The following is a 21,188-nucleotide window of genomic DNA, read 5'->3' on the forward strand; positions in this document are numbered from 1 at the left end:
CATCAATGGCTTTTTTAAAACCTGAGGGGATACAAGGTAATTAATACGTGTCCTAACGTGAGAAATAAGGGAGAAAATTGGATGAATGGTAAGAAACTTCTGGAAAACTCTACAGACTTATATTAGTATTTGCATGTTTGGTAGCATTGAAATATTACCTAAAGGAGGAAGTATGAAAAAGAAGGGTTTGTTTTTTACGTTGATGGTTCTCTGTGTTGCGATGATTGTGTTTTCATCCTGTGAACTTGCGCCAAGAAGCCAGATGTTGGTGATTTCCAATGGAAGTGACTATGCGATCGACGCGGTTTATATCAAGCAATATGGCGTAGGTTCAAAAACTATTGATTATGGGGTAAATATTCTGGATGATGGGGAAACCATAGCGGTAGGGGAAGAGAAACCCATTTATCTTGCGCCATATGCAGATTCTGTAAGACTTACCCTTAGCAACACTAATTCGGAAGTGGATGTCATTACATTCGAATATAATTATATCAAAGGCTTTTGGAACCAAAAGATCAAGGCAGTTTTCAATGGTACGGATATTACCGTCAGCGGCAGTGGCGCCGCTATCGTCAATGTTGTATGACGTTGAACCCATAGAAACGCCAATACGCTGCAAATTGTGAATTCCTATGCGTTTTTGGCGGGTTTCTAGATTCGGAATACTTTTTATTTGAATATAGGGGGTCATGGAGTAGGGGAAAATACTTGTGTTTATCTTGCTGCAAGAGCCCGGTATTGAAAAATGATTCAGGAAAACCAAAAACCATACTATGGTCTGTAGTAGGTTTCGGGCATAAAAATTATAGTAAAAGGTGGAAACATGAAAAATAAGGGTTTTGTTTTTGCATTGATGGTTCTCTGTGTTGCGATGATTGTGTTTTCATCCTGTGACCTTGCGCCCAGAAGCCAGGAATTGGTAATCTCCAATGGAAGTGATTATCCCATTGATGAGGTGTATATCAATCAGTATGGCGTAGGTACGAAAATAGCTTTGGGTGGAAACGCATTGAGTGATGGAGAAACCATAGCGGTAGGGGAAGAGGAATCCTTTTATCTTGCACCTTATTCGAGAGAAATAAGGCTTCAAGTAGTGAATACTCATTTGGATTCTGAAAATGATAGCGATCAATATGCATCTATCTATTTCGTTTTCGAATATAAGAAAGGTTTTGAGAACGAAAAAATCCAGGCAGTCTTCGATGGTACGAAAATTACCGTAAGCGGCAGTGGCGCCACCATTCCTCTAGACGAATGATTTTTCTCTAGCTATTCGGTGATGGCATCCTTGATTACCTCTTGGATGTCATTTTTATAGTTTCATTCTTATTCAGATTTCCTGTAGGTACTCATGACCAATCCGTTGTCAAAGGATTGTGTCCGCTCATGCTTGAATCTCATCATCTGATTCAGTGAACCGAAAAGAGGAATCCCTTTTCCGAGTAATACAGGTACCGTTGTTATAGTCATTTCGTCGATGAGATCAAGTTCCAGAAAACTCTGAATAGTCTTTCCTCCATCGATGTAGAGGTTGCGGTATCCTTTTCTGTGCATCGAGGAGAGAAGGGTAGGAAGGGTTGCCTTGCTTATCGTTGCCTTCCCTTTGAGTCGTTTTGGAATTGAGTGAAGGGTCCTGCTCAACACGAATACCGGTTTCTCATAAGGCCAGCTTTCAAAGTCTCTGACCGTTTCATACGTATGGCGTCCCATGACAATTGCATCGATGGAAGAGAGGAACGCGTTGTAGCCGTAATCACTGCCATTGGGATTCGGAATCTCTGACAACCAATCGATCTTACCGTCCACCGTTGCAATATAACCATCTAGGCTTTGTGCGATATAGACAGAATTTTTCATTCGCTACCTCACCTTGCAGGATCGTAATACTACTTCTTACTATACCCTTGGTAAGGGGTTTTTTCCAGATTGGAAGAACGTGTTAAAAGCAGTGGCTGCAACAAACGAATGAGAGGGGCTTCCTATTCAGAGGTGTTTTCGCTGTAGTCCTTGATGAACTCAATCAAGTTTGCTATGGTCCTGTGTTCCTCAATGCTATGCCTCAGTTTTTTACCCTGATGGATACTGTATACGTTGCATCGACCTTCTTTTTTCCGGTCTATGTAACCGGCGTGTACCAGATCGGCAATGATGTGTTGTACGGCACGTTCCGTAATTCCTACTTTGTCTGCAATCTCACGCATCCTCATTTCAGGTGTCTGGGCAAGGCACAGCAACACATGTGCATGGTTGGTAAGGAAGGTCCAACCGAGATTGTTTTCCTTCGTGCTTTCACTCATTTTCTTCATCCTTATGTGGAAACTCTTGGGGATCTTCGAGATAGTATACTATGTATTTGCTTCATTGTCGGGGAAGTTGTTTCCAGATGGTAATTATCGAGAGGAAAAGGATTCCCAGGCTCAAGAGTATTGCATAGCTATATGATCCTGCAAGAGTTGCAAGCATACTTCCTGTTCCCGGCCCAATAAGTCCAGATAAACCATAAGCGAGAAAGCATAGGGGATACAACCGTGAAAATGATTCTATTCCGAAATATTGCAGGGTTGCAGAGGCATACACGACAAAACAGGCCCCGAAACCTAGTCCGGAGAGCAGGGCTACAACAAGGACTACAAAGGGATGGGTGGAAAAGACAAGGGGTGTTATTGCCAAGGCGAGAAAGAGCAGGGATGCCAAAATTGAGTTCCTTGAGCCATACTTGTCTTGAAATATTCCCCATACGAGGCGTCCCAGTACGTTTCCAATTGAGAAAAGACTGATATGAATCGCAGGGTTTATGAGGTTTCCCTCCATTTCTGTTGCGATGGGATAGAGGTTCCCTATGATGAGCAGGCCTGCAAAAGTCCCGGCAAAAAGGCCTAAAACCAGGGAGATGAATTCTTTGGATGCCAGTTGATGCCCTACTTGCTGTTTTTCCCCTACCCGGTGGTTGTTTCTTTCCATCGGCAGAGAGCATATGAACAATATGATGCCGTAGGTGATACCGAGGAAGCGAAATATCTGTAGGACATTGAGGTTTTGGTTTTCCATCAGGTGCCTTGCCAGGTTGCTCAATAGGATGGATCCCCCTCCAAAGGCTGCCATGAGCAACCCTGCCACTGTTCCCCTTTTGTGAGGGAAGAGGTGCATTGCTAATCCCAGAACCGAGACATAGCCAAACCCTATTGAGCAGCCTACCAAAATGCCCATGCCAAAAAGCAGGAGGAAAAAACTTCCCGAAAAGCTGGAAGCGACCATATTTCCCAAGAAATAGAGGAGTGCACTGATAGCTATTGTTGTTCTTGCTCCTCTGTGTCTCAATACAAAGGAACCAGGTATGGCAGAGAGGGTGAAGGTGGCGATCATAGTACCGAAAATGAAACCGCTCTGGCTGAGTGAGATTCCGTGGGCGGTGAGGCTCGGGGTGAAGGAACTCCAGGCATAGACGCCTCCGAGTATCATCTGCACAGCGATGCTTGCAAGTAGCATGAGTATTCTTCTCTGGTTCGTAACTTCCATGGGCACTAAGGGTTCCTTTTTTGACAATAACTGAATATTTGTAATTATCTGACTATATACGAAGAAATGTTCGTATATCAAGAGGAGAGCGAACAGGCAAAGAAAAACCCTTGCAAGAATTAACCTCTATGGGTTACCTACGGTATTCAACCCTCATGCCCAAGCCTTGGTCATAAAAATAAAGCAATAAAATTCTTATTTGTGAAAAGGGAATTGAATTAAAAAACAACCCATGGCGAAATAATAAAGGTTATAGCTATTGGATTTCTTTACAGTATCTGGAAAAATCTGTAGAATACAGCTACTTGCACATCTTAGCTCTACTAAATTTACCCTGGGAAGAAATTCCTGGGGTTTTGTATGTATCCTCGATCCAAGGGTTTTTGATGTATATGAAAATAAAAAAATCTCCTGCAAGGTATATCTTGCAAGAGATTGATTCGCTGCCCCGAGGGCGATTCGAACGCCCGACCCCTTCCTTAGGAGGGAAGTGCTCTATCCAGCTGAGCTATCGGAGCGAATGCTTTAACGATACTACCGTAAAACAAAATGGTATTCAAGGGGAATCCCCGTTTTTCCCGTTACGATAGATACATCTTCATCAAGAAGAGCTCTGCCATCCTATCTGGAAGCAATCGATCGGTAAAAGCAGCGCAGTATAACCAGAGCCTACGGTCTGGAAAATTTATCTGGTATCATGGGAGATTGCGGATAATCGCCACCTTGTTGATGGTGATGGATTCCAGTTTTTTGACCCAAGGCTCTATTTCGAAGACAAACATAGAGAATCATTTCTGACAGGTTGTTCTCTATGTTTCAAAATTGTGGCTTATAGTTGATTTTTCTAGGAAATTTTTAGTTTCAAGTCTATACTGATCTGGAGTTAGCCTATTTTAAAAGAATGCAAGACCTAGAGGATCATTATGAAAAAAGGAATAAGTAGTATTCTGCAGGTTGCAGTGTCCTGTCTGCTGTTGGTTTCATTGTTTTTTGGATGTAGCGACATCCCTAGTAGCCAGGCCTTGATAGTAGTAAATGCTAGCGAGAATGTGGTCAGCCTTGTTTCGATCAGGCAGACCAACATAAGCCCAAAGAAGATGGAAAATTCTACGAATGCGTTGATAGAAACCATTGCACCAGGTGAGAGCATGACCTTCTATCTGGGTACTTCCCTGGTCGATTCAATACGCCTGTATATTTCTGATGCAGAGGGTTATGCCAGTATAGATTTTACGTATGAGTTTCACATGCATGGGGGCTACGAAGATATTATTGCCAGCTATACCGGGACTGGAATTACCTTGAGCGGAGGCCACGCAGAAGAGATAGTGCAGGATTATTCATAATCAATTCTGTTGTTATTAAGTGATTTGGGTACAGATTTTCTTGGTTCCTGCAATCCCAAACATTAGTTCTTTCAAGGCAGGATTGCAACAACACCTTGAAGATTTTGTTTGGTAATATGGCCATTTTTTACCTGTGTATGAACCAGATACGTTTCTTCTATGACCTTTTTTAATTTCGATTATGTACTAGTCTTTGGTTGATCAATTGCAGAGAGATTGGAAAACAGGGGGTGTTATGAAACATAGAATATATGAAGGTCTATTGGTACTGGCTTGCTGTCTGTTGCTGGTTTCGGTTTTCTCAGGGTGCAATGACAATCCCCGTTGCAAAGCTTTGGTTATCATAAACGAAAGTGACAATGCCATTGAGGATGTAGGAATCAGACAGTATGTATCTAAACCCAAGCTAGACGAGCCCTTCTCTGGTGATGAAGTAACCATTGCAGCTGGTGCCAGCAAGACATTCTACCTGGCCCCCTATTCGGCCGATTCTGTAATCCTGAGTTTCTATGATGGTGTGGAAGTTTCTGAAGGCGGTATAGAGTTCACGTATGAGTATCTTGTCAATGGCAAGAATGAAACGATTACCGCCCTATACACGGGAACTGAGATTACTTTGAGTGGAAGCAATGCAAAAAAGGTTGGGCATTTCATCTAAGTAGTCCCCTTGCCGCTTGGTTTTTCTCTCATGATAATAGATACCACTTCATCAAGATGGGTACACGATCCTATCATGAAGCAATTGCTTGGAAAAAAGCAGTGCCTTGTTCCTGAAGGCAACTACCTCACAAAAAGAAGGGTTCCTTGTTCCTGCCAGCTTGCATACTTTCTTGATAATTGACGGGGAGGAGCCACACATTGTAGCCTTTTGCTGGCAGCAACTGGCAGGAAGCAAACCCGATGTTCAAGGTTGCTCCTGTTACCAATATGTTTCATCCAATTGGATAGTTCATCCTACTTCTGCTTTTTCAGAAGATCTCGAATTTCCGTAAGCAATACAACGTCTGCAGGAACCACCGGTTTTGGTGCAGGTTTTGCAGCTTCCTCGGCTTTTTTCTGGGCTTCGCCCTTTTCACGAAGCTTGTTTATCATTTTGACAATCATGAAGACAACTAAAGCAATGATCAAAAAGTCTATGATTCTCTGGATGAAGTTACCATATGTCAGAGCTACCTCGGCAGTATCTGCGGTAGCTGCAGTAATGACAACTTTCAGGTCCGTGAAACTGACTCCCCCAAGAATCAGGCCTACGAACGGCATTATTATGTCCTTTACCAGTGAATTGACAATTGCGGTGAAGGCTGTTCCAATGATTATCCCGACAGCCAGATCCATGACGTTTCCACGCGAAATGAATTGCTTGAACTCATTCAAAAATCCGCTTTTCTTTGCCATTCTCTTTACCTCCAAGATTTTACTTCCGATTATAACATGGTATTGGCTGGAGTCCTATATTGGCAAGGCGGTGGAAAACGATAATGAGAGTCATATGAGTACTGTTCGGGGTCGCAAGAATTGCCAAATCCTCTAAAAATGGGAAAAATAACAATTTCAAGTCATTTTGTTTTTATTTATATTGTTTGAATGTTGCATAAATATACTTGTTAATGTATAAAGAATCTTATACTTTACCAGGAAGTCCATTCCTGCTGTTTTTGTACAATTTGGAGGTACCGAAGTATGAAGAAACGCCTGTTTGTAGTTTTGGCTCTGGTTGCTTTGTTCGCATTAGTAGCCGCACCGGTGTTTGCCCAAGGTGGCGCTGAGAAATCAGTTGCCGGCCCTAAAATCGGTTTCATGGGACCTATGACTGGTGACTACGCCAACTATGGTGTCCTTTGCAATAACTCAGTAAAACTTGCCGTTGATCAATTCAATGCCAAGGGTGGTATTGCAGGAAAGCTTCCTGTAACCCTTATCACCGAAGATACCGAAGGTAGCGTTGAGAAAGGTCTCTCCTCAATCGAGAAGCTTTCTTCCTCAGACAAAATCGTTGCCCTCGTTGGTCCTGTCTTCACCGGCGTTTCGTTCGCAGTTGGCGAGCGCGTCCAGAATGAAGGCATTGTCATGATCACCCCATCTGCCACCCACGCAGATATCACCAGCATTGGTGACTATGTATTCCGTACCGTCGTTTCCGATGGTCTCCAAGGTGAGGTAGCCGGTCGCTATTTCTTCGAGAAACTTGGTTACAAAACCATTGGTGTTCTCTATGCAAAGAACGATTACAGCCAGGGTTTGTATGAAGGCATGACTGCAAGCTTCGAAGCTGCTGGCGGAAAAGTCACCATTGCAGAAGCCTGCCAGGTTGGCGACAAAGATTTCAAAACCCAGTTGACCAAGATCAAGACCGCCAATCCCGATGCAATCTACATTCCTGATTATACTGCAGAGATGGCACAGATTCTTGAGCAGGCACGCCAGCTTGGAATCTCCACTCCGTTCGTATCCTGTGATGGTTTCTCAAACCCTGAAATCTACAATCTCGCTGGTGAATTCACTGACGGTGTTGTATACGTCGGTCCTGCCAAAGTTGCAGAGAGTAAAGCCTATGCAACCTTCGTTGCTGACTACACTGCAAAATACGGCATCGGTCCTGACTCCTTCGCCACCAACGCCTTCGACGGAACCAACCTGGTTCTTGCCGCTTTGGAGAAGGTTTACAAGGAAACCGGAAAGTTCGACCGCAAGGCAGTACGTGATGCAATTGCAGCTACCAAAGACTATCAAGGCGTAACCGGAACGGTAAACTTTGCTGAGAATGGTGACTTGGTTGCTTACCAGGGCCTTTACAAAGTCAACAAGACCACCCCTGAATACCTCGGGACGTATACTGTTGTCGATGGAAAGCTCGTAGAAGTCAAATAACCCGTTCAATTCCTTCTTTGCTAGGGAAAAAAGGGGAAGGACCGGTGTTGTTTACACCGGTCCTTCTATGTTATCGTACTATCCAGAATTGTATGTAAGGAGTGCCTCATCGTGGGAATCGCTGAATTTTTCCAACATCTGATGAATGGCCTGACACTTGGTGGCATCTATGCCCTTATCGCACTAGGTTACACTATGGTGTATGGCATTCTCAAATTCATTAACTTCGCCCATGGTGATATTCTCATGGTTGGAGCCTACATCGGGCTTTTTGTATTCGATGGGCTCAGGGGAAGTGCCCCGTTAGGGACATGGACCTTCGTTTCTTTCTTCATAGCCATGCTCGTCAGTATGGCAAGTTGCGCTTTGCTCGGAATGGCAATTGAGCGTATAGCCTACAAACCCCTGAGAAAAGCAACCAGATTGGCTCCGCTTCTCAGCGCAATCGGTGTTTCGTTCATCCTTTCAAACAGTGCAGCCTGGATGTTCGGTACCCAGTCACGGAAACTGAACTATCCGTTTGACAATACTCCCATTGATATTCACGGGGTTGTAATAACTCCTCACCAGATATTGATACTTGTAGTTTCCCTCGTCATGATGATTGCCCTGAAAATGTTTGTAGACAGGTCGAGGATGGGAAAAGCCATGAGGGCTACCAGTCTTGACCAGGATACTGCGATGCTCATGGGTATCAACGTAAACCAGGTAATCAGTTTGACCTTCGCCATCGGAAGCGCCTTGGCGGCAACAGGCGGAATGCTTATCGCCCTGGACTACAAAGTCTACCCGACCATGGGAACCATGATTGGTTTGAAAGCGTTTGTCGCCGCAGTACTCGGAGGTATCGGAAATATTTCAGGGGCTATGTTCGGTGGAATTCTCCTGGGCCTTTTGGAAACGTTCGGGGTAGCAGTTTTCGGAATTCCTACCGGATTGAAAGACACGATCGCCTTTGGCGTACTCATCATAATACTGCTGGTCAAACCCGAAGGTCTGTTCGGCAAAGTTGAAAAGGAGAAGGTATAATATGCTTAACTTTTTCCTGTTAATACTCATTTACTCAGGAATCTATGCCCTTATGGCTATTGGGCAGAACGTAATAACCGGTTATGGGGGGATGCTTGCCCTTTGCCAGGCAGGTTTCTTTGCAATCGGAAGTTATGCCACCGCTATTCTTTCGGCCAATTACGGTTGGTCCTTCTGGGCTACATTGCCTGTTGCAGCCTTGATCAGCGCTTTCTTTGGCTTGCTGATCGGATTGCCGACTTTACGCCTGAAAGGTGACTATCTTGCCATCGCTACCCTTGGGTTTGGTGAAATCGTAAGAAACGTGCTGAATAACTGGGATTCGCTCACTAACGGACCGATGGGAATCCAAAAAATCCCCATGCCTACCATTTTTGGATTTACGATTAATCCCTATAAGAAATGGGCTTTCCTGTTGATGGTTATCATCTTTGTAGCCATTGCATCCTTTCTTTTCCAAAGACTCGCCCGTTCCCGTATGGGACGTGCTTTGACCGCCGTACGTGAAGACGAGATCGCAGCCCAGTCGATGGGCATAAACATTACCAAGTACAAGGTCTATGCCTTCGTACTCGGGGCTTCCGTAGCAGGTATTGCCGGTTCGCTCCAGGCTGTCTTTTCCCTTTCGGTTACACCGGGGACCTATACATTCATGGTTTCGGTCATGGTCCTGTGTATGGTCGTACTTGGGGGAATGGGTAATTTCAAGGCGGCTATCATTGGGGCTTTCATTATCCAGATGATCAGTTATTTCCCGCAGCTCACAGGGCTTTCGGGTGTTATTCCCCCACAGTTCAAGCAGATTCTTTTCGGCTTGATTCTTGTCGTCATGATGATATGGCGTCCGCAGGGTATCCTTGGAAGGGAGGAACACTCCTATGGAAGGGGACATGGCCATAAGGGAGGTTCCAAATGACGATTTTGGAAACTGAAGGACTCACAAGGGAATATGGCGGAGTCATTGCCGTAAGCAAAGTCGACTTTCAGGTAGAATCAGGTCTGATTACCGGGCTCATAGGACCTAATGGCGCTGGAAAAACCACCCTGTTCAATAACATGACAGGTCTGGATACTCCTACTGCCGGTAAAGTATTCTTCAACAACAAAGATATAACCGGGTATCCTGCCCATAAGATCTGTCGCATGGGAATTGCCCGTACTTTTCAGAATATCCGTCTTTTCAAAGAATTGTCAGTAATCGAGAATGTTATGATCGGACGACACTTCAAGACAGGAAAAGATGCTAACAAGGGTAGGTTTCTCAATTCTTTAAAAAGCTATGTCTACTTGAGACAAGAAGAAGAGGAAATCTACGAAAAGGCCGATTCCTGGCTCGATTTCTTTGATATGGGTTCCTTGAAAAACGAACTGGCAAAGAATCTTCCCTATGGGCATCAGCGGGAACTGGAAATAGCAAGGGCATTGGCTACCGAGCCGAAACTGTTGTTTCTTGATGAGCCGGCTGCAGGGATGAACCCACAGGAAACTGACCATTTGATGAACACGATCCGTAAAATCCGTGACCTTGGGATTACTATAGTACTCATTGAACATGACATGAAACTCGTTATGAATATCTGTGATACCATTACCGTTCTCAACTACGGTCAGAAGCTTGCCCAGGGGACACCTATGCAGATCAAGCATGATCCGGGAGTAATCGAGGCCTATCTCGGAAAGGAAGAAGAATGAGTGAATTGCTGAACATCAATGACATATCTGTTTCATATGGAAATATCAAAGCCTTGCAGAATGTGAGCATGCATGTAAACCAAGGTGATATCGTTTGTCTCATCGGCGCCAATGGAAGTGGGAAAAGTACCCTTTTGAAGGCAATTGTTGGACAGGAACCGTTGGATACAGGATCTATTACGTTCGATGGCGAAGAGATTTGCCAGGCAAAGTATCCTTTGGAAGGAAAGAAAAAACACAAAGCCCTTACTACAGACATCATAGTTTCCAGGGGTATCGCACTGGTTCCTGAAGGCCGAAGGGTTTTCGCCGATATGACAGTAGAGGAAAATCTCGACATGGGTGCTTTTATGGTTCGCGACGATAAGCTTATCGCCGAACGCAAGGAATCTATGTACGATTTCTTTCCTATCCTTGGGGCTCGCAGAAGGCAGAAGACCCGCTCCCTCTCTGGTGGTGAACAGCAGATGATGGCCATTGCCCGCGCCTTGATGAGTGCCCCCCGCATGATTTTGCTTGATGAGCCGGGTCTCGGCCTTGCACCCCTGGTCATTGCCGATATCTTTGGTAAAATCGAATTTATCAACAAACAGGACAATGTGACTGTTTTCCTCGTTGAGCAGAATGCAAGGATGGCTCTCAAAGCCTCCACCGAGGGATATGTCATGGAGAATGGACGAATTGTACTCAGTGACAAATCCTCCGCTTTGCTCGCAAACGAAAAGGTCAGGGCAGCCTATCTTGGCGAATAATTACTGGAAATAAGGCTTTTATTGCAGTATAGTATAGTTGTTGAAGTTAGGAGATTCATATGATTATCGAAAGAAGAATGACTCGCAACCCTGTTACAGCTACTCCGGATATGTCTGTAGCCGAAGCTTCTGCCTTGATGAAACGGGAAAAAGTCCATCGGTTGCCTGTCCTTGATAAGGATAAAAAACTCGTGGGCATTATTACCGAGAAGGATATTCTCTATGCTTCTCCTTCCCCTGCAACAAGTCTTTCCATTCATGAGATGGCCTATCTTCTTAGCAAGCTTACGGTCAAGAAATTGATGAGCAAGAATGTCGTTACCATAACTAAAGATACAACCGTGGAGGAGGCTGCCCGAATGATGGTTGACCAGGACCTCTCCTGTCTACCGGTCATGGAAGGCGACAGCCTTATAGGTATTGTCAGCAAGAGCGATATGTTCAAGATATTGCTTGAATTGTTCGGTGCACGTCATTTTGGGGTCAGACTCTCATTTTTGGTCCAGGATAAACCTGGGACTATTGCCAAGATTTCCCAGGCGCTCAGTGAGCAAGGCATAGATATCATTACGTTCGGCACCTTTATGGGGACCGATCCTACCAACGCCATATGTACGATTAAAGTCCAGGGAGCTCCGATGAGCAAAGTCGTTGAAATCGTAAAACCCTTTGTTTCTCAACTTCTGGATGTCAGGGAGGTCTAAATGGCCAAAAAAAAGAAAATAGTTGTCCTAAAAAAGACGGCTGGTGACAGCCGTCTTCCTGTCGATAACGATGCCTTCCTTCCTTTTGAAGGGATTAAAAAGGTAGTCCCGGAGAAAATCAAACAACCGGAAAAGAAAAAAGTGGTAGTCGAGCGCAAGGAACCCGCGGTCGTAGGATATGATCCCCACGCCAATTTTGGGGATATCCTTTCGGCGTGGGAATCGACAGGGGAACTCTCAGGTGTCACCAAGCGCATGAAAAGCGATAGCAAAATCATTGGCAATAAGCCTTTCTCAGAAATATTTGCAGAATGGGAAGGCGAGAAAACCGTTGCTAAAGAGAAAAAGGTGGAACCCATCAAAAAAAGCAAAGCCTATGTCCCTGCAAAGTCTTTCTCGGATATCCTTGACCAGTACGAAGGGGGGAAGCCGAAGAAAGTCAAACCTGTCGAGGTGAAGCCTGAAGTGAAACCTGCCCCTGATAAAGTAGCTGTGAGTACAGAGATTATTAAACAGGCCCTGGAAGACAAACTGGAATCTGATAGCGAAAAGCAAAGCATCGTTTCCTGGTCTTTTGCCGATACCTACCGCAAATGGAATGAAGTTTCCGATGAGCAGAAAGCACTGGAAAAATCCAAAAAGGAAAAGCATGGGACAAAACCTGTAATTGATGGGATATCGAATCTGCGGGCCATGGAACCCCAGGCAACTTTGGATTTGCATGGCATGAAAGTGACCGAGGCAGAGACTGCCTGTGCGAATTTTCTCAAGGAAAGTGCGGAGAAACACCTCCAGAAAATCAGCATCATTCCCGGAAAAGGTTTGCATAATGGAAATGGCGTATCCTTGTTAAAAGACGTGGCATTGTCCCAGATTCGCCTCAGTGGGGTAGTGAGGGAAGCCTACAGCCCTAAGGCCTGTTATGGTGGAAGCGGTGCTATCTGGATAATCCTGAAGGGAAAATAGAGAAGTTTCCCGTGGAGTTGGGGTAAACCCAGCGTGAATTCAATTGGAGAAATCCAGATAACATAAGAAAGGCCAACCCGGAAGGTTGGCCTTGTCTTCGTGGTGCTTACCGTTCCCTGTAAATGATACGGCCTTTGGTAAGATCGTACGGGGAAAGAGCTACACGCACGGTATCACCAGGGACAATCCTGATATAGTGTTTGCGCATTTTGCCCGAGAGATGGGCAAGGATTACATGTTGGTTCTGAAGTTCCACACGGAACATCGTATTGGGAAGGGCTTCGCGTACGACACCTTCCACTTCTATCGCTTCTTCTTTGGCCACAAAGCCCTCCAAATATCTGCTCGAAAGCTAACAAATTATATGAACTTGTTTCGTCTCTGTCAACACGAGCCTACCTTACAAATATATCCCAATATCCTTTGGTAAACAAGACAAGGATGAGTGCAGGCAAAATCCATTGGAAATAGAATTTCAAGACTTTCGGGAATTTCAACCCGCTTCCTGCGTCGGCTTCACTGATAAAATTATTCCAACCCCAACCATACCTGGTGCAACAAAAGATGGTGAAAATCAAAGAACCCAAGGGAAGCAGGGTTGAGCTCACGATGAAGTCCTCTAAGTCTAGGATTCCAGACCCAGGCCCAAAGGGCTGAAAGCCGGCTAGTACATTGAACCCAAGGATGCAGGGAAGTGATAGGGCTGCAATTACAATGCCGTTATATAAGCAAGCTTTTTTCCTTTCAACATGGTGTACATCTATCCAGTAACTGACAATGTTTTCAAATACCGCAATCAGAGTACTCAAAGCTGCAAAGCTCATGAAGGCAAAGAACAAGGATCCCCAGACCCTTCCCCCGGCCATCTGGTTGAAAATATTGGGCAAGGTTATGAATATCAAGGAGGGTCCTGCATTCGGTTCAACTGCAAAAGCAGAACAGGCGGGGAAAATGATGAGGCCGCTGCAGAGTGCCACAAAGGTGTCCAGTGCAATAACCCGAACAGATTCACCGGTGAGGGTTTTATCACGCCCAATGTATGAGCCGAAGATTGAAATGGAACCAATACCAATACTTAGGGTAAAGAAAGCCTGTCCCATGGCTGCATATATTGCAGAGAAGAGCCCTGTTTCCGTCATACGCTTGAAGTCGGGAAGCAGATAGAATCTCAACCCTTGTGAACCGCCTTTCAAGGTAAGGCTGTTGATGGCAAGCAGGAGTATCAAAGCCAGCAAACCTGACATTATCCACTTGGATATCTTTTCGACTCCGTTCTGCAATCCTTTGGCAACAGGAAGGAACCCAAGCAGCGTTGCCAAGACCATCCAGAAGATCATTTTCCAAGGGGACTGCAGCAACGTGGTGAAAACTTGTCCGACCCCTGCTGTATCAAGTCCTGAGAAATCGCCTCTGAGTGAGTAGAAGAAGTAGGAAATAAGCCACCCGGAGATAGTCGTATAGAATATCATCAAAACATAATTTCCGATAATAGCAATCGGACCATAGATATGCCATTTTGTATGCTTTGGTTCCAAGGTTTTGAGAGCCAAGCCGATATTCTGTTTGCTTGCCCTGCCGATTGAGAATTCCATGACCATAATCGGCAAACCCATAATGATAAGGAACAACAGATAGATCAAGACAAAAGCTGCTCCGCCGTAGCGTCCTGTTATGTAGGGAAATCTCCAGACATTTCCCAACCCAATCGCACATCCTGCTGACAACAGGATGAATCCGAGTCTGCTTTTCAGCGTTTCTCTTTTCCTTTCCATAAAACCACCGTTTCCTTTTTTCTTTCAGCCGAAGTATTCTAAGGTTGATAGATGTAAAATGCAACAATAAAGTTGCAAAAAAAGGTCCTCTCTGGCTTCTTGACGTTGACAGAGGTGGCCCAGAAAGGCAAGATATGCCTATCGATATATACAGCAAGGGGTGAATAATGGCCAAGAAATCTGCTCTGGAATCGTATTTGGAACAATCCAAAAAGATTGATGCAGGGATGGTAGCATATGTTGCTTCTCTCCAGGAAGTATCACAGGTTGCACCAGCGGTAGCAAGTCGAATCGTTCATGAACTGGCAGACCAGAGAACTCATTTGAAGTTGATTGCCAGTGAGAACTTTTCATCCTTGAATACTCAGCTGGCTATGGGAAATCTACTTACTGATAAATATAGTGAAGGGTATCCCTATCATAGGTTTTATGCAGGTTGCGATAACGTAGACTCCATCGAAGCCCTTGCTTGTGAGAAGGCATGTGAACTTTTTGGTGCGGATCATGCCTATGTACAACCCCATAGCGGAGCCGATGCGAACCTTTGTGCCTATTGGGCCATCCTCAACGCAAAGATTCAGGTTCCAGCTCTCGAGGAAATCGGAATTACCAACCCCAGCGACCTGAGTCGTGTCCAATGGGACTCTGTACGTGCAAAACTAGGCAACCAGAGGATTCTTGGCCTCGATTACTACAGCGGCGGACATCTTACCCATGGGTATCGCCAGAATGTATCGGCCCAGATGTTTGATGCCTATAGCTATTCGGTAGACAAAGAAACCGGCCTTCTTGACTATGATGCCATCGAAAAACAGGCTGAGGAAGTCAAACCCTTGATTCTCCTTGCCGGTTATAGCGCTTATCCACGAAAAATCAATTTCAAGAGAATGTCTGAAATCGCCCATAAAGTTGGGGCTGTCTTCATGGTGGATATGGCCCATTTTGCAGGCCTTGTTGCAGGTAAAGTATTTACCGGGGAGTTCGAGCCGGTATATTGGGCCGATGTCGTGACGACAACTACCCACAAAACCCTCCGCGGTCCACGTGGTGGCATGATTCTCTGTAAGGAAGCCTATAGCGAAAGTGTTGACAAGGGTTGTCCCTTGGTAATCGGAGGACCTCTTCCCCATGTAATGGCTGCAAAAGCCGTTGCCTTCTGCGAAGCCCTTGATGATTCTTTCAAACTGTATGCCCAGAAAATTGTAGAGAATTCCAAGGCTTTGGCTGAAGCCTGCCTTGCAGAAGGAATTCCTGTAGCAACCGGTGGGTCGGATAACCACCTGATGCTTCTCGATGTTACCAGTTTCGGCCTTAACGGAAGGCAGGCTGAGTCTGCTTTGCGGGAATGTGGTGTTACCCTCAACAGGAATGCCTTGCCCTTCGACCCCAACGGGCCTTGGTACACCAGTGGTTTGCGTATAGGGACCCCTGCGGTAACTACCTTGGGTATGGGCAAAGAGGAAATGAAGGAAATCGCTTCGATCATTGCTCTTGTACTGAAAAATACCCGGCCAGCCAGGATAACCAAGGGTGAAAAGGCTGGACAGGCAAGTAAGGCTAAGACTGTCACTGATCCTGCTGTGATCAAAGAAGCCGGGGAAAGGGTAGTTGCCCTCCTCGAGACCTTTAAGCTGTATCCCCAGTTGGATTTGGAATTCCTTCAGGAATTTTTTCCTCTCGACAACAAGTAATAGTGGTGTTAGCATGAACGGTGCCTGGAGGTACTAAATGAGTAAGATTCCTCAAGAATTACGTTACAGTAAAGACCATGAGTGGGTTCGCATTGAAGGCGAAAAGGCTTATGTCGGTATTACCGACCATGCCCAGGAAGCCTTGGGTGAGATAGTTTTTGTGGAGTTGCCTCCACTGCATGAACATTACGACCAAGGGGAAGAGATTTCCAACGTCGAGAGTGTAAAGGCGGCTTCGGCAATCATCAACCCCTTAGGTGGTGAGGTCATATCTGTCAATGACAGTCTTGACGGCTCCCCTGAACTGGTCAACGAAGACTGCTATACGCATTACCTGTATGTCCTTGGATCTTATTCCAAGGCCGATTACGATGGATTGCTGACAAGCAAAGAGTATGGTTCGTTTCTCGAATCACTGTAAGCAAAAAACTTTAGACGCCGCCTGAACCGGGCGGCGTTGTTTTGCCCACTCATAAGGAGGCAGGCATGATATATCCGTATATTCCACACACCGACGAAGATCGAAAGCAAATGCTCGATGCAATCGGGATGGATTCCTTTGATGATCTTTACAAAGATCTTAGTGAAGATTTGTTGCTAGGTGAATCAGTTCCGATCAGCCAGGGAAGGACAGAGGATGAAGTTATCAGGATGATAACTTCCATCGCACAGCGAAATGTGAAAGGAATTCCCTTTTTGGGTTGTGGTTGTTACGATCATATCATTCCTTCAACGGTTGAGGCGATTGCTAGTCTTCCTTCCTTTGTTACAGCCTATACTCCCTACCAGGCTGAGATGAGCCAGGGCATTCTGCAAGCCATTTATGAATTCCAGAGCATGGTATGTGAGATTACCGGTATGGATGTTTCCAATGCCTCACTCTATGACGGGGCAAATGCCATTGTCGAGGCAGCCTCGACTTCCCTGTCTGCGAAACGGCGTTCAACGACTATTCTCGTTTCACCGACCATTCACCCCTTTTCCTTGCAGGTCTTGCATACCTGGGCAATGGGAACCAATCGTACCATTACCTTGCTTCCCGAAAAAAACGGCTTGTGTGATTTCAGCTCCTTGGAAGACTATCTGAACGACGACGTTGGGTCCTTGATTGTCCAGACCCCCAATAGGTATGGGTTCCTTGAAGATTACACTGCAATTGCAGATCTTGTGCATGCCAAGGGTGCCTTGTTTGCCATCAGTAGTGATTTGCTTTCTTTGGGAATGCAGAAAAGCCCTGCTGAATGGGGAGCTGACATTGCAGTGGGGGACACCCAGTCACTGGGTCTTCCCCTTGCTTTCGGAGGCCCTGCCTGTGGCTATATGGCTGTTACCAAAGAGTTGATGCGCAAGATTCCAGGAAGGATTGTCGGGGCCTCTGTCGACGGACAGGGCAGAAGAGGCTATACCCTTACCCTCCAGGCACGGGAACAACATATCAAGCGTGAACATGCTACAAGCAATGTCTGCTCAAACCAAGCACTTTCCGCTCTTATGACTACAGTCCACCTTTCATCCCTCGGATGGTCTGGAATGGAAGAAGCTACGAAGCAGAGCTATATCAAGGCACATTACCTTGCCTATCATCTTGCCCAGTTGCCAGGGGTGACCCTGCTGTGGGATTCCCCCTTCTGGTGTGAATTCCCCTTGGTTTTCTCCGACCAGAAGAAAATGAGGAAATTTATCCAGGAACTCAGGAATGAGGGCATCTTTGCCGGGGTAAGGCTGGGGGCTCTTACAAGGGACAGCAAGGACGAAATGGTTCTTCTGGTTGCCGTGACTGAGAAAAGGAGCCGTGAGGAACTTGAACTGTATCTCGCTGCGGCAAGGAGGGTAATGAATTGAGTGAACCATTGTTGATTGAACTATCAAAAAAGGGACGTAAGGCATACTGTTTTCCAGCCTTGGACCTTCCCAGGGGCTTCGAGAGTGCGCTTCCCTCCTTACCTTCTTCCTTGCTCAGGCAAACGAAGGCCCGATTGCCCGAGGTTTCGGAACTCGATGTCGTGAGACATTTCACCAGGCTTTCCACCCTGTCTTTCGGGGTTGATAACGGGTGTTATCCACTCGGCTCCTGCACAATGAAATACAATCCGAAAATCAGCGAAAAACTAGCTATGCTGGAAGATTTTACGACTATTCATCCATTGCAGGATAGTTCAACTGTCCAGGGTTGCCTTTCTGTCATGTACAACCTTCTCGAAGATCTTTCCTCAATTACGGGGATGAGCTGGGGAACCCTCCAGCCCTGTGCGGGTGCCCATGGCGAATATACGGGCCTGAAAATGGTGCGGGCTTATTTTTTGAAAAAGGGAGAGGCCAGACGAAATAAGGTCTTAGTCCCTGTAAGTGCGCATGGGACCAACCCCGCCAGTGCTGCACTCAATGGATTTACCATTGTCACCGTCGCCTCTGACGATGAGGGCCTGGTTGATATTGATGACCTGAAATCGAAGCTTGACGATTCTGTAGCGGCTTTCATGTTAACCAATCCCAATACGCTCGGCCTGTTCGAAAAGAACATTCTCCTTATATCCTCTCTAGTGCATGAGGCCGGTGGGTTGCTGTACTATGATGGCGCCAACCTCAATGCCATCATGGGCAATGCCACTCCTTCGGATATGGGATTCGATTTGCTTCATTTGAATCTCCATAAAACCTTTGCAACCCCACATGGAGGTGGTGGCCCCGGTAGCGGACCTGTCATGGTCAAATCCTTTCTCCGACCGTTTTTGCCAGGTCCCGACATCGAGCTGACCGATAGCGGGTATACCTATAATTGGCTAGCTTCTGACTCTATCGGGAAGGTCAGCATGTTCTGGGGAAATTTCCTGGTTCTGGTCAAAGCCTATATCTACATCTTGAGAATGGGGTCGGAAGGCCTGCGTGCTGCTTCCTCCCATGCGGTTCTGAATGCGAATTATATGTTACACCGGCTGAAAGGGACCTTTGAAATCCCCTATGGTGATACCTGTATGCATGAGTTTGTCATCAGTTGCCAGAATTTCAAGCAAGAGTATGGCGTAAGTGCGGAGGATATCGCAAAAGGCCTGATCGACAGCGGTTATCACCCCCCTACGATGTATTTCCCCTCACTGGTCCATGAAGCCTTGATGATAGAGCCTACCGAGAGCGAGAGTAAAGAAACCCTGGATGAGTTCACCGATACACTGATCGGGATAGCCGAAAGAGCAAAGAAGGATCCCCAGTGGATTCACGGTTGCCCGTGGACAACCCCTGTCGGTCGACTTGATACTGCAAAGGCAGTGAAGGAACCTGATTTGCATTATTGAGCAGTTGCTATTTTTGCTTTGCATACACAAAAAAACTGAGGTATCCTAGAAGTATGAATACAATATTGATACAAAATGGCTTGCTTGTTGATACAGAGTGGGTCCGCCATGCAGATATTTTGGTGGAAGGATCAAAGATTGCACATATTGCAGCAAAAATCAGTGAGGATGAGGTTCCTGAGGGAACAGAGATCGTACATGCCGATGGTCTTTGTATTCTTCCGGGTCTTATTGATGCCCATACCCATTACCACCTTGTCAGCAGGGGGACTGTCACTGCCGACTCCTTTGCAGAGGGGAGTAGATGTGCAGCCCATGGCGGGGTGACTACCGTTGTCGATTTTGCAGATGATGACAAGAAAGGACATCTGTCTCTTTGCAGCGAAAACCGTATCAAAGAAATGGGCGAGGGGATGGCCATCGATTTTTCCCTGCATCAGGGCATCTACGGCTATCGTGATACCATCTCCCAAGAGTTGAAAGAACTCAAGGAAAAGGGAGTCAGGGTTGTGAAAATGTTCACCACCTACCGCAATGTCGGGTATCTGGTGGAGAAAAGGGAAGAACTGAAGGCTATTTTTGCAGAGTGCAAGAAACTCGATATAATGGTCTGTGTCCATTGTGAGGATGATTCCCTGATTGAAAAAATCAACAAGGAATACAAAGGTCCTTATACGCCAATGGCCCATGCAGACCTTCGTCCGAGTGAAGCGGAGGCCAGGGGGATCAGGACTGTCGGGGAAATCGCCGGTGAATTGGATATGAGCCTGTACGTAGTGCATCTTTCCAGTGCTGCCGGGTTGGAAACCGTCAGGGACCTACGGGCAAAGGGTGTGCATATCATCGTGGAGACTACCCCCCATTACCTGTTCCTTGACCGGTCGAAGCTTGAAGGCGATGACGGCCCCCTGTATGTGATGACTCCTCCCTTGCGAACGGCTACTGACAACAAGGCTTTGCAGGAAGCTGTGCTCAATGGGGAAATCCAGGTAGTGGCCACCGATCACTGTTCGTTTACAAGGGAGCAGAAACTTGCAAGTAACGATTGCAGGACTATATTCCCGGGAATCCCTGGAACCGAGGAGATGCTTCCTTTGCTGTATACTTTTGCAGTCAATAGCGGAAGAATTGGGGTACAGCAGATAGTAAATCTCATGAGTACCGGCCCCGCAAAGGCTTTTGGGCTGTATCCCCAGAAGGGTTCGATACGGGTTGGCAGTGATGCAGACCTGGTGCTTTTCGATACCGATGCTGCCTGGACCCTCACTAGTGAGACAACCCACTCCGGTAGTGGCTACACACCGTATGAAGGGTTTGAGGTAATCGGGAAGGCAAAGATGACCTATTTGAGGGGGCATCTGATAATGGGGGATGATATTTATCTTGGGATCGAAGGGCATGGCCAATTTGTCAAGCAAGGTGTTCCCGGAAAGGGAAAGACAATCATGCATTGATTTTCCTTGTATCGGTCTGTACGGCAGCAGAAATGCTGCCGTATTGCATTTTATACAACAATTTTTCTTTCTTGGTGTTCCTTTTACATATTTCTTGTCATTGAG

22 protein-coding genes and 1 tRNA gene are annotated in these 21,188 nt (G+C 46.0%); 16 read left to right on the forward strand and 7 right to left on the reverse strand.

From position 1 onward, the window contains the following. Positions 1-172: 172 nt before the first annotated feature. Positions 173-589, forward strand: coding sequence for a hypothetical protein (locus SPIGRAPES_RS13510; RefSeq protein WP_014271309.1), 417 nt, complete (start codon positions 173-175; stop codon positions 587-589). 237 nt (positions 590-826) lie between these two features. Beyond that, the gene (locus SPIGRAPES_RS13515; RefSeq protein WP_014271310.1) at positions 827-1,261 is read left to right on the forward strand and encodes a hypothetical protein; all 435 of its coding nucleotides are present in this window, start codon (positions 827-829) and stop codon (positions 1,259-1,261) included. 68 nt (positions 1,262-1,329) lie between these two features. Here the strand turns inward: SPIGRAPES_RS13515 and SPIGRAPES_RS13520 are convergent, their stop codons facing one another. The 4 genes from SPIGRAPES_RS13520 to SPIGRAPES_RS13535 all read right to left on the reverse strand — a co-directional run bounded on the left by SPIGRAPES_RS13520 (position 1,330) and on the right by SPIGRAPES_RS13535 (position 4,037). Then, on the reverse strand, positions 1,330-1,860 hold the full coding sequence (locus tag SPIGRAPES_RS13520; RefSeq protein WP_014271311.1) for a dihydrofolate reductase family protein: 531 nt from the start codon (positions 1,858-1,860) through the stop codon (positions 1,330-1,332). Between the two features lie 122 nt (positions 1,861-1,982). Further along, positions 1,983-2,300, reverse strand: coding sequence for a helix-turn-helix transcriptional regulator (locus SPIGRAPES_RS13525; RefSeq protein ID WP_014271312.1), 318 nt, complete (start codon positions 2,298-2,300; stop codon positions 1,983-1,985). Positions 2,301-2,361: 61 nt separating this feature from the next. Then, the gene (locus SPIGRAPES_RS13530; RefSeq protein WP_041384697.1) at positions 2,362-3,519 is read right to left on the reverse strand and encodes an MFS transporter; all 1,158 of its coding nucleotides are present in this window, start codon (positions 3,517-3,519) and stop codon (positions 2,362-2,364) included. Positions 3,520-3,963: 444 nt separating this feature from the next. Beyond that, positions 3,964-4,037: transfer RNA gene (locus SPIGRAPES_RS13535), tRNA-Arg, on the reverse strand. Positions 4,038-4,442: 405 nt separating this feature from the next. On the opposite strand from SPIGRAPES_RS13535, the gene SPIGRAPES_RS13545 reads away from it, so the two are divergent. Both SPIGRAPES_RS13545 and SPIGRAPES_RS13550 read left to right on the forward strand, forming a co-directional pair. Continuing rightward, the gene (locus tag SPIGRAPES_RS13545) at positions 4,443-4,865 is read left to right on the forward strand and encodes a hypothetical protein (RefSeq protein WP_014271314.1); all 423 of its coding nucleotides are present in this window, start codon (positions 4,443-4,445) and stop codon (positions 4,863-4,865) included. Positions 4,866-5,100: 235 nt separating this feature from the next. Continuing rightward, positions 5,101-5,523 (forward strand): hypothetical protein, encoded by a 423-nt coding sequence (locus SPIGRAPES_RS13550; protein WP_014271315.1) that lies wholly within the window; start codon positions 5,101-5,103, stop codon positions 5,521-5,523. A 296-nt stretch (positions 5,524-5,819) separates the two neighbouring features. Here SPIGRAPES_RS13550 and mscL read toward each other — a convergent pair whose 3' ends face one another. Continuing rightward, entirely contained in the window at positions 5,820-6,260 is a 441-nt protein-coding gene (gene mscL / locus SPIGRAPES_RS13555; RefSeq protein ID WP_014271316.1) for a large-conductance mechanosensitive channel protein MscL, read from the reverse strand. Between the two features lie 285 nt (positions 6,261-6,545). Here mscL and SPIGRAPES_RS13560 point away from each other — a divergent pair, with 285 nt between their 5' ends. The 7 genes from SPIGRAPES_RS13560 (at position 6,546) to SPIGRAPES_RS13590 (ending at position 12,876) form a co-directional block, all read left to right on the forward strand. Beyond that, positions 6,546-7,733: an ABC transporter substrate-binding protein gene (locus SPIGRAPES_RS13560; RefSeq protein WP_014271317.1), complete on the forward strand. Its 1,188-nt coding sequence runs from the start codon at positions 6,546-6,548 to the stop codon at positions 7,731-7,733. A gap of 111 nt (positions 7,734-7,844) precedes the next feature. Then, on the forward strand, positions 7,845-8,762 hold the full coding sequence (locus tag SPIGRAPES_RS13565) for a branched-chain amino acid ABC transporter permease (RefSeq protein WP_014271318.1): 918 nt from the start codon (positions 7,845-7,847) through the stop codon (positions 8,760-8,762). A 1-nt stretch (position 8,763) separates the two neighbouring features. Continuing rightward, positions 8,764-9,678, forward strand: coding sequence for a branched-chain amino acid ABC transporter permease (locus SPIGRAPES_RS13570; RefSeq protein ID WP_014271319.1), 915 nt, complete (start codon positions 8,764-8,766; stop codon positions 9,676-9,678). Next, a complete protein-coding gene (locus tag SPIGRAPES_RS13575; RefSeq protein ID WP_014271320.1) occupies positions 9,675-10,454 on the forward strand; it encodes an ABC transporter ATP-binding protein in 780 nt (259 codons plus the stop codon). The genes SPIGRAPES_RS13570 and SPIGRAPES_RS13575 overlap by 4 nt, the downstream gene beginning before the upstream one ends. Then, the gene (locus SPIGRAPES_RS13580) at positions 10,451-11,206 is read left to right on the forward strand and encodes an ABC transporter ATP-binding protein (protein ID WP_014271321.1); all 756 of its coding nucleotides are present in this window, start codon (positions 10,451-10,453) and stop codon (positions 11,204-11,206) included. Before SPIGRAPES_RS13575 ends, SPIGRAPES_RS13580 begins: the two co-directional genes overlap by 4 nt. A 59-nt stretch (positions 11,207-11,265) precedes the next feature. Further along, positions 11,266-11,910 carry a CBS and ACT domain-containing protein gene (locus SPIGRAPES_RS13585; protein ID WP_014271322.1) on the forward strand — a complete coding sequence of 215 codons (645 nt, stop codon included), beginning with the start codon at positions 11,266-11,268 and terminating at the stop codon, positions 11,908-11,910. Then, the gene (locus SPIGRAPES_RS13590) at positions 11,911-12,876 is read left to right on the forward strand and encodes a Smr/MutS family protein (RefSeq protein WP_014271323.1); all 966 of its coding nucleotides are present in this window, start codon (positions 11,911-11,913) and stop codon (positions 12,874-12,876) included. A 106-nt stretch (positions 12,877-12,982) separates the two neighbouring features. Here SPIGRAPES_RS13590 and infA read toward each other — a convergent pair whose 3' ends face one another. Together infA and SPIGRAPES_RS13600 are read right to left on the reverse strand one after the other, a co-directional pair. Further along, on the reverse strand, positions 12,983-13,201 hold the full coding sequence (gene infA, locus SPIGRAPES_RS13595) for a translation initiation factor IF-1 (protein WP_013607767.1): 219 nt from the start codon (positions 13,199-13,201) through the stop codon (positions 12,983-12,985). A gap of 70 nt (positions 13,202-13,271) precedes the next feature. Beyond that, positions 13,272-14,648 (reverse strand): sodium-dependent transporter, encoded by a 1,377-nt coding sequence (locus SPIGRAPES_RS13600; protein WP_014271324.1) that lies wholly within the window; start codon positions 14,646-14,648, stop codon positions 13,272-13,274. Positions 14,649-14,815: 167 nt separating this feature from the next. Here SPIGRAPES_RS13600 and SPIGRAPES_RS13605 point away from each other — a divergent pair, with 167 nt between their 5' ends. From SPIGRAPES_RS13605 to hydA, 5 genes are all read left to right on the forward strand, one after another. After that, positions 14,816-16,339: a glycine hydroxymethyltransferase gene (locus tag SPIGRAPES_RS13605; RefSeq protein WP_014271325.1), complete on the forward strand. Its 1,524-nt coding sequence runs from the start codon at positions 14,816-14,818 to the stop codon at positions 16,337-16,339. Between the two features lie 37 nt (positions 16,340-16,376). Further along, complete coding sequence (gene gcvH / locus SPIGRAPES_RS13610; RefSeq protein ID WP_014271326.1) at positions 16,377-16,760, forward strand: glycine cleavage system protein GcvH; 384 nt, start codon at positions 16,377-16,379, stop codon at positions 16,758-16,760. Positions 16,761-16,825: 65 nt separating this feature from the next. Continuing rightward, the gene (gcvPA, locus tag SPIGRAPES_RS13615; RefSeq protein ID WP_014271327.1) at positions 16,826-18,181 is read left to right on the forward strand and encodes an aminomethyl-transferring glycine dehydrogenase subunit GcvPA; all 1,356 of its coding nucleotides are present in this window, start codon (positions 16,826-16,828) and stop codon (positions 18,179-18,181) included. Continuing rightward, positions 18,178-19,629 carry an aminomethyl-transferring glycine dehydrogenase subunit GcvPB gene (gcvPB, locus tag SPIGRAPES_RS13620; protein WP_014271328.1) on the forward strand — a complete coding sequence of 484 codons (1,452 nt, stop codon included), beginning with the start codon at positions 18,178-18,180 and terminating at the stop codon, positions 19,627-19,629. The genes gcvPA and gcvPB overlap by 4 nt, the downstream gene beginning before the upstream one ends. Before the next feature lie 53 nt (positions 19,630-19,682). Continuing rightward, positions 19,683-21,083, forward strand: coding sequence for a dihydropyrimidinase (gene hydA, locus SPIGRAPES_RS13625; RefSeq protein WP_014271329.1), 1,401 nt, complete (start codon positions 19,683-19,685; stop codon positions 21,081-21,083). The last annotated feature ends 105 nt before the right edge of the window (positions 21,084-21,188 follow it).

It is taken from the genome of Sphaerochaeta pleomorpha str. Grapes (assembly GCF_000236685.1).
Lineage (GTDB): Bacteria > Spirochaetota > Spirochaetia > Sphaerochaetales > Sphaerochaetaceae > Sphaerochaeta > Sphaerochaeta pleomorpha.

What these genes read in the sequence shown, in the direction of transcription:
- SPIGRAPES_RS13510 (WP_014271309.1), top strand. Translation starts at nt 173, where the DNA reads ATGAAAAAGAAGGGTTTGTTTTTTACGTTGATGGTTCTCTGTGTTGCG.
- SPIGRAPES_RS13515 (WP_014271310.1), top strand. Translation starts at nt 827, where the DNA reads ATGAAAAATAAGGGTTTTGTTTTTGCATTGATGGTTCTCTGTGTTGCG.
- SPIGRAPES_RS13520 (WP_014271311.1), bottom strand. Translation starts at nt 1,860, where the DNA reads ATGAAAAATTCTGTCTATATCGCACAAAGCCTAGATGGTTATATTGCA.
- SPIGRAPES_RS13525 (WP_014271312.1), bottom strand. Translation starts at nt 2,300, where the DNA reads ATGAGTGAAAGCACGAAGGAAAACAATCTCGGTTGGACCTTCCTTACC.
- SPIGRAPES_RS13530 (WP_041384697.1), bottom strand. Translation starts at nt 3,519, where the DNA reads ATGGAAGTTACGAACCAGAGAAGAATACTCATGCTACTTGCAAGCATC.
- SPIGRAPES_RS13545 (WP_014271314.1), top strand. Translation starts at nt 4,443, where the DNA reads ATGAAAAAAGGAATAAGTAGTATTCTGCAGGTTGCAGTGTCCTGTCTG.
- SPIGRAPES_RS13550 (WP_014271315.1), top strand. Translation starts at nt 5,101, where the DNA reads ATGAAACATAGAATATATGAAGGTCTATTGGTACTGGCTTGCTGTCTG.
- mscL (WP_014271316.1), bottom strand. Translation starts at nt 6,260, where the DNA reads ATGGCAAAGAAAAGCGGATTTTTGAATGAGTTCAAGCAATTCATTTCG.
- SPIGRAPES_RS13560 (WP_014271317.1), top strand. Translation starts at nt 6,546, where the DNA reads ATGAAGAAACGCCTGTTTGTAGTTTTGGCTCTGGTTGCTTTGTTCGCA.
- SPIGRAPES_RS13570 (WP_014271319.1), top strand. Translation starts at nt 8,764, where the DNA reads ATGCTTAACTTTTTCCTGTTAATACTCATTTACTCAGGAATCTATGCC.
- SPIGRAPES_RS13575 (WP_014271320.1), top strand. Translation starts at nt 9,675, where the DNA reads ATGACGATTTTGGAAACTGAAGGACTCACAAGGGAATATGGCGGAGTC.
- SPIGRAPES_RS13580 (WP_014271321.1), top strand. Translation starts at nt 10,451, where the DNA reads ATGAGTGAATTGCTGAACATCAATGACATATCTGTTTCATATGGAAAT.
- SPIGRAPES_RS13585 (WP_014271322.1), top strand. Translation starts at nt 11,266, where the DNA reads ATGATTATCGAAAGAAGAATGACTCGCAACCCTGTTACAGCTACTCCG.
- SPIGRAPES_RS13590 (WP_014271323.1), top strand. Translation starts at nt 11,911, where the DNA reads ATGGCCAAAAAAAAGAAAATAGTTGTCCTAAAAAAGACGGCTGGTGAC.
- SPIGRAPES_RS13600 (WP_014271324.1), bottom strand. Translation starts at nt 14,648, where the DNA reads ATGGAAAGGAAAAGAGAAACGCTGAAAAGCAGACTCGGATTCATCCTG.
- SPIGRAPES_RS13605 (WP_014271325.1), top strand. Translation starts at nt 14,816, where the DNA reads ATGGCCAAGAAATCTGCTCTGGAATCGTATTTGGAACAATCCAAAAAG.
- gcvH (WP_014271326.1), top strand. Translation starts at nt 16,377, where the DNA reads ATGAGTAAGATTCCTCAAGAATTACGTTACAGTAAAGACCATGAGTGG.
- gcvPA (WP_014271327.1), top strand. Translation starts at nt 16,826, where the DNA reads ATGATATATCCGTATATTCCACACACCGACGAAGATCGAAAGCAAATG.
- hydA (WP_014271329.1), top strand. Translation starts at nt 19,683, where the DNA reads ATGAATACAATATTGATACAAAATGGCTTGCTTGTTGATACAGAGTGG.